This window comes from Gracilibacillus orientalis (assembly GCF_900114645.1).
GTDB classification, from domain to species: Bacteria; Bacillota; Bacilli; order Bacillales; family Amphibacillaceae; genus Gracilibacillus; species Gracilibacillus orientalis.
This window is the reverse complement of sequence record NZ_FOTR01000002.1, coordinates 301,845-315,207: the sequence shown is the minus strand read 5'-3', so window position 1 is coordinate 315,207 and position 13,363 is coordinate 301,845. Positions and strand designations below refer to the sequence as shown.

Genomic DNA, 13,363 nt, shown 5'->3' with positions numbered 1-13,363 from the left:
ATAGATGCTTTTTTTTACTTGCAATGAAAAAACAGCATGCCCATCACCGATGTGACTGGCATGCTGTTTACTTTCCTTCAAAAGTGAACCATGTATAGCGACTTTTTTCTAGATTCTAAATCGACTCACTTTGTCTTGTAATTCTTGTGCCATTTCTGCTAATACTTTGGTAGCGGAAGATACTTCTTGAATAGATGCCGTTTGTTCCTCCGTTGCACTAGCAACTTCTTGAGAATGATGGGCAGTCTTTTCTGTAATGGACGATACATTATTCATGGATGTAACTAGTGTCTGGTTATTGTCTTTCATCTGATCCAGAGAAGTTGTTACTTCACTCATTCTATCCTGGACATCTGAGACAACTTTTGTAATATTTCCGAATGCATCGCTCGTTTCAGATACCAGAGAGGAACCTTGTTTAACTGCTTCATTTCCCACTTCCATTGATTCTACGGCTTGACCGGTTGTTTGTTGCATTACCGTAATTAGTTCATTGATCTGACGTGCGGACTGACCGGATTCTTCGGCTAATTTTCTAACCTCATCAGCTACAACGGCAAAACCTTTTCCATGTTCGCCAGCACGTGCAGCCTCAATTGCTGCGTTTAAGGCGAGTAAGTTGGTTTGCTCTGCGATATTGGTTATCATATCGACAATTTTATTAATTTCCTGTGAATGATTATTTAAACCTTCGATTACTTGACCAGTATCTTCGGTATTTCGATTGATGATTGCCATCTGCTCACTCACACGTTTGACGGTATCCATTCCATGCTCAGATTGCACAGATGCATGGTTGGAAGACTCTGATGCGCGTGTAATACGAGTTGAGATAGATTCAATATCTTCTGAAATTTGCGTCACATTTTGACTAGATTGTTCCACATTGTCCAGTTGTTTTTCAGATCCATCCGATACTTCTTGAATCGTATTGGCGATTTGTTCGGTGGCTGTCGTTGTTTCATCTGCATTAGCACTTAGTTGCTCAGCAGAAGCAGCGACACTTTGCGCTGTATCCAATACATTGGCAATTAATTCTTTCAAATCTTGATTCATGCGGACGAAACTATTATGTAACTGTCCAATTTCATCTTTGCGTGATGTTTGCTCAATTGTTCGGGTAAGATCACCATTTGAGATAGCATCAGCATGATCAGTAAGTGTATAAATTGGTCTAACGATCCGATTTGTCATGATAAATGAAAAGCTTCCTGTACCTAGTAGTAAAACAATCCCTGAGACAATCGTGAAAATGATGATCGAATTAATCTTTGTATCTAGATCTTGTTGTGCCATTTGATAGTTTTCATCTATGATTAATTGTAATAAGTAAATATCGTTTTGAATACCGCGAGTTCGAATTGATTGTCGTTTCGCCTCTGCTGCATCTTTTTCATCTAAAGCTACTGTAACTTCAGTTTCTAATGTGTCTAATTTTTCTTCAACTTTCAGTAATTGCTTTTCTGCTCTATCAGTATTTGATAACTCGGTTAAAATATCGAGGCTTTTCTGTATGCTATTTCTCACAGATTGTGCGTCTGCATCTGTTTTATTTAAAGAAAAACTGCTTAAACCTTGCTCAACAGAAATTACCGCACTATTTAATTTTTCGACATCTACAAGCTGTTCGACATTTTCATTATCGGAAGAATGAATTTGTGTCATTTGAAATGCTATAAATCCGATAATGATACAGGCGATAATCAAAGGTAATAAAGAGTTTAATCTTAATTTTCGTCTTAAATGCATGTGTGTCATCCTTTCTCCTTATTCGTTCACTGTAATCTCATTAGAGGTAATATCGTCTGTCAGCTCGTTTAGCTGCTCTTCTTGATCTGATGTGAGAGAAAGAACACGAATAGGAGCTAATCCCACCCCATCATCACTCAAACCTAATTCTAGATTTTCACTGGTGAGTTCACCATTTTCAACGAGTTCGGTTGCCAATCTGTACATCGCCACATCAATATTTTTCATCATAGATGTTACGACCGTATCTTCACCTAAGTAATATTGATCTGAGTCGACACCAAATGAATAAATGCCTTCTTCTTGTGCTTGTTTGATTACCCCAACTCCTGTGAAGCCTGCCGATGGATAGATATAATCTGCACCTTCTTCGATTAATTCAGCTGCAATTTCCTCACCCAGCTGATCATCACCAAAATCCCCCGCAAACTGTTCTAATACTGTTGCATCAGGATTTGTAGCAGCGACTCCTTGTTTATAGCCATTTAAAAATTTGCGAATAAGCGGAGTATCCTCACCTCCAACAAATCCGACAACATCAGATTCGGTCTTCATGCCCGCTAACGCTCCGATCAGGAAGCTTCCCTCGTGTTCCTTAAAGTTTACACTAGTGACATTTGGTAAATCTATTACACTATCAACGATAACGAACTGTTGATCAGGATATTCTTCCGCGACTTTAATTAAATCTTCTTCAATCATATATCCGAGACCGATAATTAAATCATTACCTTCCTCAATTAATTGTGTTAATCCAGTTTGATAGTCACCTACATCCGCCAATTCACGATAATCAAACAGTACTCCTAATTCATCACGTGCTTGTTCTAAACCATAAAATGCAGAGTCACTGAATGACTGATCACCAAGTCCGACGTCCGATAACATAACGCCTATTTTAACGTTGTCATCGATAGTTGATGATGTGTTTTGTTCTGAACAGCCTGTTATCATCATAATAAGAGACAAAAATAATACTAAAGTCCAATTTCTCATTTGTTAACCTCCATGAAGTTTGAATTATATATATCGTTTAATAAGGTATTTGTACCTAAACCAACAACATTTAAAATAACATACTTTTGACTCATTATTCCATTGTTTTCTAAGATTTTTAACAGAATATATACATGTAAACGTTTTTTTGCAAAAAAAAGAGGAAAGTGCCATCACTTTCCTTGTTGAGGTAACGTATGAAATGTAAAATGTATTATTTCTCTCACGATGCTAAAATCTTACATTATCGAGGGAAGATCTGAAAATGTGCTAATTCTCTTACAACACGCGAAATTGGCAAACCGACAACATTATAGTAGTCGCCGATAATCTCTTTTACAAACATCGCACCGACACTTTGAATCCCATAGCCGCCAGCTTTATCATAGGGTTCATCTGTTTCGATATATGAAATGATCTCTTCTTCAGTTAATGGCCAGAATTCCACCGTAGTGCTTTCAACAAATACCATTTCTTTATCTGAGGAGCGCAGCATCACACCGGTATATACTTCATGTTTATTACCGCTCATAGCTTCGATCATTTTATATGCTGCCTGTTTAGCTGTCGGCTTTTCGAAAATGCTTTGTTGAAAAGAAACAACAGTATCTGCAGAAAGAATCACTTCATCTTTATTTTGAATAGGTATATGCGTTCCTTTTAACCTGGCAAGCTCTTCTACCTTTTCTGCCGGATCCGTTGCAGTAATTTGTGATTCATCGACATCAGGCTTCCGTATGGTAAAAGGTATATGTACTTGCTGCAATAATTCCTGTCTTCTTGGTGAGGAAGAAGCTAAGATTAAATTCATGGCGATGCTCCTTTATGATAGTTGTTTGTCACTATCATAATTCCTCGAAAAGTAAATAGCAACTTTTCATTCATATGCTACAATATTTATTAAAAGGGTAACAAGGGGGAGTAATGGAGTGGAGAAAGAACGATACATAAAAGGTTTTCAGTTATTTATTCTGATCGTCCTAATTGTTAGCTTGTTTATGAATATCATGATGTTTTCTAACATGAAAAATGTGGAGGAAGATATTCGTATTCTGACAGATAATCAAAGGATGTTAAGTAATAATGTGAACAATCAGTCTGACATCATCCGACAGGAATTGGATGATTTTATTAAAGAGCAAAGCTGGATCAGTCCAATCACAATGGAAACAGATAAGAAACAGGTAGAAGAGAATGGCAGCACGGATGCGACCTTTTCCTGGCAACTAAAAGATTTTCATCAGGATGCAGAAGTTATGTTCCATTATAAGTATGGCGGAACGGATGAATTTACAGAAATACCAGCAAATGAAGAAAGCGAAGGGATGTTTCAAGTACATGTACCGGTTGAAATGGGGTTAAAACCAGAATGGCAGGTAAGTGTTTCTGAATCGAGTGGAAATTCTAATTCATCTAGTCAAGTAGAAGTTAGCGAACAAGCGATGGAATCGGTAAAAGAAGATCCCGAAAATCAAATAAACTATTTTGTGTCTGTTTCTCATGATGGACAAGTAAAGCAAAGTGCACAACAATCGGAACATTTAGATTACCTAGCACCGAGAAGCTACGGTTCGTTGTTTAGTAATGTGAATTTTAATAACGATGATGTTAGAGTTCATTTTTATTATTATAATGTATCCAATCAGGAAAATATTGTAGAAAAGGTAACCCTTTTGAAATATCAAGAGGATTCACTACTTGAAGAAGAGCAATTTACGTTAAGAGATGAAGAAACAAAAAACAGACCATATGATCTCGAACCATTTGAACAATACGACAATATGCGGTTAGTTACTGAAGTTGAATACACGGACGGAACCGTTTATGAAAAACAAGTTTATCCAAATGAGGTGAAATAGATGAGAGAGCTACAAACCTATATGAAAAAATATCATGAAGAAATGAATTGGGAAATTAGTGATGACCACTATGAAAAAGCAAAATCTTCGTTATTACATAATTATATGCTTTTATCGACAGAGGTGGCGGAAGTAGCGGAAGAATTAAGAAAAGCATTTAATCAAACGAATAAATTAATCAATCAAGGAGAAGGTGAAGCAGAATCCTTTGAAATAGCTAAAGCAAATATAAAAGAAGACATGGGGAAAGAATTAGCGGATTGTCTAGCCTATATGACGAAATTTGCTAATTATTTTGAGATTGATATGGAGCAAGCTTTTTACAGCAAGATGGACGAAGTGAAACAACGGAAAAATAAAGATATTGGTATAAGGAAATAAAAAGAAAAATGGCTAACACAAACTACTCCCGTTTTCAGGGAAGTGAATGTGTTAGCTTTTTTAAATAGTTAAATAAGGAAAATAGTAGAGTTTTTTATTTCTATTTATTAACATTATTAATGAATAATGTTATAATGCTTTTTAAGTAAGTGTGCAGTTAACATTTTAACGAAATGAAAGCGCATACTTAACAAAATTGTTAAGGAGTGAAGTGGATGATTGTAAAAAACTGCTTGAAAGTATTGTTATTTGTTTTGTTATTTTTAGGAGTTTCTACTGTATCAGTATCGGCAGCATTCTGGGAAATGGAAGAACATCCTATGATTCATGATCCTTCCATGATAAAAGAGGGGGATACTTGGTGGACCTTTGGAACAGGAGAAGAGGATGGAAATGGAATAAGGGTTATATACTCCCAAGATGGATTGAATTGGAATGAAGCCCCGGTAGTGTTTCCTGAACCGTTAAGCTGGTGGAGTGAGTATGTTCCAAATCATACAAGTGCACAATGGGCTCCAGATATCCAATATTATAATGGACGTTACTGGTTATATTATTCAGTATCTTCCTTTGGTTCTAATCAATCCTTAATCGGATTATTATCAACAGACAGTATTTCATCAGGTAATTGGAGAGATGATGGTTTGGTTGTTCATTCAACCACGTCAGATAATTTTAATGCCATTGATGGTGACTTAGTCATTGATGAATATGGTAATCCATGGCTATCCTTTGGTTCGTATTGGAGTGGGATAAAACTTACGAGATTAGATGCTAATACTATGAAACCGACAGGACAGCTTCATTCCATTGCTGCAAGACCTAATCATCCGGAAGGTGCAGTTGAGGCACCTAATATTACGTATAAAGACGGTTATTATTACTTGTTTGTTTCATTTGATAAATGTTGTAGCGGCCTGGATAGTACCTATAAAGTTGCTGTTGGTCGATCTACTCAAATAACAGGTCCATACCTAGATAAACTAGGTCAAGATATGTTAAATGGTGGAGGTACTATTTTTGATAGTGGTAATGACAAGTGGGTTGGTCCTGGACATCAGGATGTATACAATAATAATGTTTTTTTACGTCATGCATATGATGCAGACAGTAATGGTTTACCACGCTTATTAATCAATGATTTATACTGGGATAGTCAAGGCTGGCCAGTATACTAAAAAAAGAATAGTCTTTACCTTTTATCACGGTGCTAATCGTCCATAAAGTCTTACTGATGGAAGTCTCATTTTATACGGTTTTAAATATGGATAACAGGGAAAAATATCAGTAAGTAAATCACGTTGGAGGGTTAAGGAATGACAGATCATCAACAACTGCCACAAGATAAAGGGTTAGATCATACTTTAGAGTTGCTTAAAGAAGGTTATTATTTTATTATGAATCGCTCCAATAAATTTGATTCGCGGATCTTTGAAACAAGGTTGCTCGGTGAGAAAGCTATTTGTTTGGTTGGCGAGCAGGAAGCGAAATTGTTCTACGATAATGAGAAATTCCAACGTAAGAAAGCGGCACCTAGTCGGATCCAGAAAACACTTTTTGGTAAAGGTGGCGTGCAAGGGTTGGATGATCAAGAACATCGTCACCGTAAAGCAATGTTTATGACGCTAATGACGGATGATAAATTAGAAGAGATTCGACGGTTAACTCGTGAAGAGTGGAGAAATCAAATATCAGATGAAAAGCATGAAGTAAATGTTTATGAAGCGGCAAAGCAAGTATTGACGCGAATGGCATTACGATGGACTGGAATCCCTTTTAAGAAGGAAGAAGCAGAACAATGGGGCGAAGAGTTTAGTGATATGTTTGAACATGCAGCAGATATTGGACCAAAGCATTGGAAGGCAAGGTGGTCCAGGCAGAGGGCAGAAGGTTGGCTGGAAGATCTCGTTCAGCAAGTACGGAAAGAAAAAGTAGAGGTAGATCAAGATCGAGCACTGTATCAATTTTCATTGCATAAGGATCCTAAAGGTAAATTACTAAAACCTTATATTGTTGCAGTAGAGTTGTTGAACTTACTTAGACCAATTGTTGCTACTGCTGTTTATATTGATTTTGCAGTACTGGCCATGCATGATTATCCAACTGAAGTAGCACAGATTCGTGGTGATAATGGCCGACAGTTTATTCAGGAAGTACGTCGTTTTTATCCGTTCTTTCCTTTTACGGCAGCAAGAGTAAAACAGGATTTTATTTGGAATGATTATGAATTTAAAAAAGGCACGCTCACGTTACTCGATTTATACGGTACCAATCATGATCCAGTAATATGGGATCAGCCAAATCAGTTTAAGCCTGAGCGGTTTAATGATTGGAAAAGTAATCCATTTGATTTCATCCCACAAGGGGGTGGTGAATTTGATATCGGTCACCGCTGTGCAGGCGAGTGGATTACCATCGACATATTAAATGAAACGGTAAACTTTTTTAGTAAGGAGATTTCGTTCGATTTTCCTGATCAGGATTTTGGTTACAGCATGAATGATATCCCTACTCTGCCACAAAGCAATATCATCATTACCAACATCCAAACAACACATTAGAAAAGGAAGGTGCTACTGATGGGAGAGGAACGTAAAAATAAAAAAGTAGAGCAAAAAGAAACTGTCGATAACAAGCAAAAAAGTGTCCACGATGAAAAACGATCTGAATTGTATAAGTTTAAGGAGCAACAGCTAGTTGATGATATTCCGTTAAGAGATTTGGAAATTGAAGAGAAGAACCTTAGAGATAAGAAGAATAGCCAGAGCACTTCGCAATCAGAGGAAAAGTATAAAGGGAAATAGTTCAGTGAAGCCGAATCTTTTTTATGGATTCGGCTTCATACTGCTTGCAGATGTCTAAGAAGTTGAAACGTTTAGTGCATTTTTTTCGTATTAAATAATAGACATTAACTTTAGGGGGAGTTATATATTCGAAAGTTTCTCTATTATTTCGGTTCTACATTAATTATCGGATTCTTGATTTTCCTAGGTGCTAAATATCAGATTCATTTAGAAGAAGAAGCTAGTTTGACATATGAATTAACACCTGTCTTACTATTTGCTAGCGTTTTTCCTATTGTAATTGGGGTGCTTTTACGCCTGCCAAAATGGTTGATAGAAATTAATGAGAACAAGAGTTGGACTTTTGACTGGATGAAGTTGGTTGTTATCGGTTTACCAGCGTTATACATAGCGCTGTTGCCCGTTTTGTCAGCTAATATACCTATGGCATATTTGTTGTTCGCAGAAGAGATAATGTTCATGAACTATACGATATTGATTACAACTGCAGGAATAGTTTTCGGTTATGTTTTATTAGACAGTTTGAAAAAATAAAAAACGTTTGGTTTCCCAAACGCTTTTCTTTTAAAATTCTTCATATTCAGCAGGGTTTTGATCGTTAATTCTGCCATCAGGTTTTGTGAGCTTTTCGATCATTTCCATATCTTCGTAGTTTAAGGCAAAGTCAAAGATAGTAATGTTTTCAAGCTGTCTTTTCGGTGAAGTTGATTTCGGAATCGTAACAGCACCCAGCTGATAATGCCATCGTAAAATCACTTGTGCGACAGATTTGTTATATTTTTTCGCAATTTGTTGCAGTGTGTCATTCTCCATTGTTTCTTTGGCGCGATATAACGGACTCCATGATTCTGTGATAATACCATAATCTTCATGAGATTTTCTTTGTTTTTCCTGATTAAAGAAAGGATGTAATTCAATTTGATTAATACTAGGGAGGATACCTGTTTCTTTTTCTAAACGTTCAAGATGTTCAGGTAAGAAGTTACTGACTCCAATAGAGCGAACTAGTCCCCATTTCTGTGCATCAATCAATGCTTGCCATGCTTCAATATAGTGACATTGTTTTGGGTTCGGCCAATGAATTAAATATAAATCAAAGTAATCTAGATTGGCACGAAATAATGATTCTTGAATCGCTTTTACAGCTTCGTCATATTGGTGATAACGTCCTGGTAATTTAGAGGCAACTTGCAACTTTTCTCTTGGTATTTTTGCTCTCTGAATCGCCTCACCGACCGCTCCTTCATTTTCATAATTATAAGCAGTATCAATTAAGCGGTAACCATTTGTAATTGCACTAGTAATAGCAGCCGCACCTTGATTCCCTTTGATATTTGCTGTGCCAAATCCAACAGCCGGAATTTCCATACCATCATTTAATGTAACAGTAGGAATTTTAACCATCTAACCACTCCTCAAATAGTAATTTTATCCCTATATAAGTATTACCACGAAAACCCTAAACAAACACATTTCTAGTTGAAGGATAAGGAGAACCCCTCTTGATTTTTGGTAAATATTTGATATGTTAATTATGGAGGTAATGGTATGAAAAGTAAATTAATAGGTATTATTGGATGGGTTGTTGCTATTGGTTTCACTATAGGTGTTCTAGGTCTTGCAATATTTATTGTTTTTGCTTTGCTTTCCGAGGATGAAGTGGTAAAAGAGAATGACTCCCAAGAAGAAACGACGGTAGAAGTAGATACGGAAGTTAGTGAAGAAGATATCCAGGAAGAAGTACAGGAAGTGGATACAGATAACATTCAGAGTGAAAGCAATTTTAGGGATACTTTACATCATATGACTCATCAAAAAGTACATGCCCAAGATAAATGGGGAGCAGTAGAAATCACCGACGAAAGAATAGATTTAATGCTCGAAACTGTAAAAGAGTCTAATTTTACACACCAAGACTTCTATATCGAGGCTTTAACAGCATGGCAGAACGGTGATTTCAGTAATGCGGTAGAAGTCCATAATTATATTTGGGAACTAAAAAAAGGTAATGTTGGTAGAGCATTACGATTGTTTAGTGAAGAGGAAGAACAACAGTATAAAGAAAAATATTTTCGATAATCCGCTTAGTACGGATTATTTTTTTGTCTAATTTGAGAAGTGGCCAGCAAGTGCTTGAAAGTGGCCATCAAATTGAAAAAAGTGGCCAGCAAACTATCATAAGTGGCCAGCAAATCATGAAAAGTGGCCATCAAACGCCAAAAAGTGGCCAGGAAAATATGGAGCATACTTTTTATTAAGAAAAATTTAAGAATTAGCTAAGAGGGAGTTTAGATTCTAGCGATAGACTGTGCTTACAGTCAAAAAAAGAGGAGGAAAATCTATGAGAATTCGTATTGCGGCAATATTTTATTTTACGCTTACAATAATCTTAACATTAGCTATTACATCGCAAATTATCTTAGCAGGTATGGCGATATTTATTCATCCACATCACTGGGTAAATCACACATTTTTAATTCATCTGTTTGGCTTCAATATTCCGTTATTGATGCTACTCGTTGCCTGGTTAGCAAAATTACCTCGTTGGGCATACTGGCAGATTTTCGGTCTGATGTTGATGATGTTTTTAATGTATTTCTCTGCAAATATAGCAGGAAAATTACCATGGTTTGCTGCATTGCATCCAGTTATCGGAACCGGTCTTTTATTATTATCATTCTGGATGGTTATTCAAGCTACATTTTATTTTAAAAAGGAGAATCGATCATGAGAACATTTATTGCAATCATTGTTGGACTACTAGGGGGATTTGTGTTAGGAATTGCCTTATCAAGCTTTATCGGTATATTAGGGATGACGCTCTTTAACATGCCGTTGGGAATAAAATTTATGCCTTATTTTACAGCTATTATTTGTGCGATAATAGTACCAATATGGGATCATAAGCAGAAGAACGGATAAATTGGCTTATCCGTTCTCTTTTACTATAATCTAACAAAAGGCAGGTGCAGGAGATGTCAATTAAAAAAAGGTTATTGTTATCCAATCTAGCGATGATCATCATACCAGTGCTCGGATTTTTGTGTATCGAGATTTTGTTAGGTTACCTTTTTTTCGTGATGGGAAACGCGGACCCAGATGGTGAAAGTTTACAACGGTTTATGAATTACCGCATGGTGGCAATTCTTCTTCTTTTAATTATAACGAATGGTTTCTTGACCTATTTTGTTTCACGTACGATCATTAAACCAATTAAACGATTAAACGAGGCTGCCGAAAAAATAAAACAAGGTGACTTGGAATCTAGCATCCATTCAGAAAAAAAGGATGAGCTCGGACAATTATCCAATACATTTGAAGAAATGCGGAAAAGCTTAATACAAGCGAATGAAACACAAGCAAAATATGAAGCAAATCGCCAGGAATTAATCGCCAGTATCTCCCATGACTTACGAACACCGGTGACATCGATTAAAGGATATGTCCAAGGAGTACTCGACGGGGTTGCGGACTCACCCGAAAAATTAGATTACTACATGCAGACGGTTTATAACAAAACCGATCAGCTTGAAAAAATGGTGGATGAGCTCTTTATCTATTCGAAGCTCGATTTAGATCGAATGCCATTTCAGTTTGACGTATTTGATATTTATGCTTATTTAGATGATATGGTCGAGGAATTAACGTTTCAATATGACGAGATAAACTTTGAGTTCACCCCAGATTGGGGATCGATTTTCTTGGTGAAGGCGGATCGTGAGCAATTGCACCGAGCGATTATGAACATCATTACCAACAGTGTCAAATATATCGACAAAAAAGAACCAAAGATCAAGATCAGGATAACAGAACAAAACGAACATGTTATGATAGAAATAGAAGATAATGGAAGTGGTGTGAATAAATCTGAACTACCGTATATATTTGACCACTTTTACCGGACAGACACGTCACGTAATTCCACAACAGGAGGAAGCGGTCTCGGTCTTGCCATAGTGAAGAAGATTATCGAAGCGCATGATGGTACTGTATGGGCGGACAGTGAACAAGGGCAAGGAACAACGATTTACTTCCAATTGAAAAAAGGTGAACAAAAATGACCAAGATCTTAATTATTGAAGATGAGCAAAGCATAGCGGAATTAGAACGGGATTATTTAGAATTGAGCGGGTTTGAGGCAGATATCGCAACAAATGGCAACGAAGGATTAGCCATGGCCAACCAATCTTCCTATGCGCTGATCTTATTAGATTTAATGCTTCCTGGAATAGATGGATGGAAGCTTTGCGAACAGCTCAGAGCAACATTGGACATCCCGATTTTAATGGTAACCGCACGAAAAGAAGATATCGATAAAATAAAAGGATTTAACCGTGGAGCCGACGATTATATTGTCAAACCGTTTAATCCGAATGAGCTTGTTGCCAGAGTGAAAGCACACGTATCAAGATACCAGCGTCTGACACATCGAGAACAAACAGATCCACTCATCGAAATAAGCGGATTAACCATCAATTATCACGCAAGAAGAGTATATGTGCATGATCGAGAACTTACATTCACTGCCAAAGAATATGACTTATTATATTTTCTGGCTACTAATCCGAACCAAGTATTCACCAAAGAGCACCTTTTAGAAAAAATATGGGGATTCGATGCGATTGGCGACAGTTCAACGGTCACGGTCCATATTCGTAAAATACGCGAAAAAATTGAACAAGATCCCTCAAAACCAACTTATGTCGAAACAGTTTGGGGTGTGGGCTATCGGTTTAAAAAAGAAAACTAATTATTAATTGAAGAAAGCCGGTGAAGACATGTACCTGAAACGAATTACATTGCAAAAAGAAAAACTTCCTAACGATAACCACTTTCCTTTTTCAATACCGGTTATAAAAAGGTTAGATCAACTGGATATCAGCAGCAATGTCACTTTTTTTGTCGGAGAAAATGGATCAGGCAAATCAACACTGCTTGAAGCTGTTGCTGATAAATGTGGATTTAATACAGCTGGGGGCGGGCGCAATAATTATTTTGATGTACACGAATCAAACTCTGCATTAGGGAATTTTATTACATTATCGTGGATGCCCAAAGTGACGAATGGTTTTTTTTTGCGGGCAGAAACATTTCATCAATTTGCTACTCACATAGATTCTATAGATGAAGGGAGTCAAGCATATGGCGGAAAGTCTCTTCATCATCAGTCACATGGTGAATCCTTTTTATCCTTATTTCAATATCGCTTTCAGCAAAAGGCAATCTACTTATTAGATGAGCCAGAAGCCGCATTATCACCCCAGCGCCAACTTGCTTTCTTGAGAATATTGCATGACCTATCAGCAAATGGCAATAGCCAATTTATTATTGCGACACATTCACCGATTCTGTTAGGTTATCCAGATGCGACCATTTTTAGTTTTGATGATGATAGTATTCAAGAAATTGATTATGAGGATACCGATCATTATCAGATCACACGTTATTTTTTAGACAATCGTGAGCGGTTTTTACATGAAATTTTGAAGGATGAGTAGCAATAGAAGGGGGGAGCTAAATGATTTTATTTTAAGTGCTTTCATAGGCTTAAATTGGTTGTATCAATTAAACAAC

Annotated in this window: 17 protein-coding genes; 13 read left to right on the top strand and 4 right to left on the bottom strand. The window is 36.8% G+C overall.

What is annotated here, in order from left to right:
* Window positions 1–108: 108 nt before the first annotated feature.
* The 3 genes from BM121_RS05000 to BM121_RS04990 form a co-directional block, all read right to left on the bottom strand.
* Complete coding sequence (locus BM121_RS05000) at window positions 109–1,749, bottom strand: methyl-accepting chemotaxis protein (RefSeq protein ID WP_175495325.1); 1,641 nt, start codon at window positions 1,747–1,749, stop codon at window positions 109–111.
* Between the two features lie 18 nt (window positions 1,750–1,767).
* Complete coding sequence (locus BM121_RS04995) at window positions 1,768–2,745, bottom strand: BMP family lipoprotein (RefSeq protein ID WP_091481991.1); 978 nt, start codon at window positions 2,743–2,745, stop codon at window positions 1,768–1,770.
* Between the two features lie 244 nt (window positions 2,746–2,989).
* Complete coding sequence (locus BM121_RS04990) at window positions 2,990–3,556, bottom strand: Maf family protein (RefSeq protein ID WP_091481989.1); 567 nt, start codon at window positions 3,554–3,556, stop codon at window positions 2,990–2,992.
* 118 nt (window positions 3,557–3,674) lie between these two features.
* On the opposite strand from BM121_RS04990, the gene BM121_RS04985 reads away from it, so the two are divergent.
* The 6 genes from BM121_RS04985 to BM121_RS04960 all read left to right on the top strand — a co-directional run bounded on the left by BM121_RS04985 (window position 3,675) and on the right by BM121_RS04960 (window position 8,323).
* Window positions 3,675–4,604 (top strand): hypothetical protein, encoded by a 930-nt coding sequence (locus BM121_RS04985; protein WP_091481986.1) that lies wholly within the window; start codon window positions 3,675–3,677, stop codon window positions 4,602–4,604.
* Window positions 4,605–4,985, top strand: coding sequence for a MazG nucleotide pyrophosphohydrolase domain-containing protein (locus BM121_RS04980; protein ID WP_091481983.1), 381 nt, complete (start codon window positions 4,605–4,607; stop codon window positions 4,983–4,985).
* A 215-nt stretch (window positions 4,986–5,200) separates the two neighbouring features.
* Window positions 5,201–6,163, top strand: coding sequence for an arabinan endo-1,5-alpha-L-arabinosidase AbnA (gene abnA, locus BM121_RS04975; RefSeq protein WP_425432207.1), 963 nt, complete (start codon window positions 5,201–5,203; stop codon window positions 6,161–6,163).
* A 138-nt stretch (window positions 6,164–6,301) separates the two neighbouring features.
* A complete protein-coding gene (gene cypC, locus BM121_RS04970) occupies window positions 6,302–7,546 on the top strand; it encodes a CYP152 family fatty-acid peroxygenase CypC (protein ID WP_091481977.1) in 1,245 nt (414 codons plus the stop codon).
* 18 nt (window positions 7,547–7,564) lie between these two features.
* Window positions 7,565–7,789: a hypothetical protein gene (locus BM121_RS04965; RefSeq protein ID WP_091481975.1), complete on the top strand. Its 225-nt coding sequence runs from the start codon at window positions 7,565–7,567 to the stop codon at window positions 7,787–7,789.
* Between the two features lie 225 nt (window positions 7,790–8,014).
* Window positions 8,015–8,323: a hypothetical protein gene (locus BM121_RS04960; RefSeq protein WP_245780735.1), complete on the top strand. Its 309-nt coding sequence runs from the start codon at window positions 8,015–8,017 to the stop codon at window positions 8,321–8,323.
* 30 nt (window positions 8,324–8,353) lie between these two features.
* On the opposite strand, the gene BM121_RS04955 is transcribed toward BM121_RS04960, so the two are convergent.
* Complete coding sequence (locus BM121_RS04955) at window positions 8,354–9,193, bottom strand: aldo/keto reductase (RefSeq protein ID WP_091481970.1); 840 nt, start codon at window positions 9,191–9,193, stop codon at window positions 8,354–8,356.
* A gap of 144 nt (window positions 9,194–9,337) precedes the next feature.
* Between BM121_RS04955 and BM121_RS04950 the strand changes: the two genes are divergently transcribed.
* The 7 genes from BM121_RS04950 to BM121_RS04925 all read left to right on the top strand — a co-directional run bounded on the left by BM121_RS04950 (window position 9,338) and on the right by BM121_RS04925 (window position 13,287).
* A complete protein-coding gene (locus BM121_RS04950) occupies window positions 9,338–9,868 on the top strand; it encodes a DUF6241 domain-containing protein (RefSeq protein ID WP_091481967.1) in 531 nt (176 codons plus the stop codon).
* A 23-nt stretch (window positions 9,869–9,891) separates the two neighbouring features.
* On the top strand, window positions 9,892–10,047 hold the full coding sequence (locus BM121_RS21975) for a hypothetical protein (protein WP_175495324.1): 156 nt from the start codon (window positions 9,892–9,894) through the stop codon (window positions 10,045–10,047).
* A gap of 83 nt (window positions 10,048–10,130) precedes the next feature.
* On the top strand, window positions 10,131–10,520 hold the full coding sequence (locus BM121_RS04945) for a DUF6220 domain-containing protein (protein WP_091481964.1): 390 nt from the start codon (window positions 10,131–10,133) through the stop codon (window positions 10,518–10,520).
* Entirely contained in the window at window positions 10,517–10,711 is a 195-nt protein-coding gene (locus tag BM121_RS04940) for a DUF5957 family protein (RefSeq protein ID WP_091481962.1), read from the top strand. The genes BM121_RS04945 and BM121_RS04940 overlap by 4 nt, the downstream gene beginning before the upstream one ends.
* Window positions 10,712–10,764: 53 nt before the next feature.
* Window positions 10,765–11,850 (top strand): sensor histidine kinase, encoded by a 1,086-nt coding sequence (locus tag BM121_RS04935; protein ID WP_091481959.1) that lies wholly within the window; start codon window positions 10,765–10,767, stop codon window positions 11,848–11,850.
* Entirely contained in the window at window positions 11,847–12,539 is a 693-nt protein-coding gene (locus BM121_RS04930; protein ID WP_091481958.1) for a response regulator transcription factor, read from the top strand. Before BM121_RS04935 ends, BM121_RS04930 begins: the two co-directional genes overlap by 4 nt.
* 28 nt (window positions 12,540–12,567) lie before the next feature.
* A complete protein-coding gene (locus BM121_RS04925; RefSeq protein WP_091481955.1) occupies window positions 12,568–13,287 on the top strand; it encodes an AAA family ATPase in 720 nt (239 codons plus the stop codon).
* Window positions 13,288–13,363 lie beyond the last annotated feature (76 nt).

Excerpts from the sequence above, each read along its gene's own strand:
- BM121_RS05000 (WP_175495325.1), bottom strand. The coding sequence starts at position 1,749 with ATGCATTTAAGACGAAAATTAAGATTAAACTCTTTATTACCTTTGATT.
- BM121_RS04995 (WP_091481991.1), bottom strand. The coding sequence starts at position 2,745 with ATGAGAAATTGGACTTTAGTATTATTTTTGTCTCTTATTATGATGATA.
- BM121_RS04990 (WP_091481989.1), bottom strand. The coding sequence starts at position 3,556 with ATGAATTTAATCTTAGCTTCTTCCTCACCAAGAAGACAGGAATTATTG.
- BM121_RS04980 (WP_091481983.1), top strand. The coding sequence starts at position 4,605 with ATGAGAGAGCTACAAACCTATATGAAAAAATATCATGAAGAAATGAAT.
- abnA (WP_425432207.1), top strand. The coding sequence starts at position 5,201 with ATGATTGTAAAAAACTGCTTGAAAGTATTGTTATTTGTTTTGTTATTT.
- cypC (WP_091481977.1), top strand. The coding sequence starts at position 6,302 with ATGACAGATCATCAACAACTGCCACAAGATAAAGGGTTAGATCATACT.
- BM121_RS04965 (WP_091481975.1), top strand. The coding sequence starts at position 7,565 with ATGGGAGAGGAACGTAAAAATAAAAAAGTAGAGCAAAAAGAAACTGTC.
- BM121_RS04955 (WP_091481970.1), bottom strand. The coding sequence starts at position 9,193 with ATGGTTAAAATTCCTACTGTTACATTAAATGATGGTATGGAAATTCCG.
- BM121_RS04950 (WP_091481967.1), top strand. The coding sequence starts at position 9,338 with ATGAAAAGTAAATTAATAGGTATTATTGGATGGGTTGTTGCTATTGGT.
- BM121_RS04945 (WP_091481964.1), top strand. The coding sequence starts at position 10,131 with ATGAGAATTCGTATTGCGGCAATATTTTATTTTACGCTTACAATAATC.
- BM121_RS04940 (WP_091481962.1), top strand. The coding sequence starts at position 10,517 with ATGAGAACATTTATTGCAATCATTGTTGGACTACTAGGGGGATTTGTG.
- BM121_RS04935 (WP_091481959.1), top strand. The coding sequence starts at position 10,765 with ATGTCAATTAAAAAAAGGTTATTGTTATCCAATCTAGCGATGATCATC.
- BM121_RS04930 (WP_091481958.1), top strand. The coding sequence starts at position 11,847 with ATGACCAAGATCTTAATTATTGAAGATGAGCAAAGCATAGCGGAATTA.
- BM121_RS04925 (WP_091481955.1), top strand. The coding sequence starts at position 12,568 with ATGTACCTGAAACGAATTACATTGCAAAAAGAAAAACTTCCTAACGAT.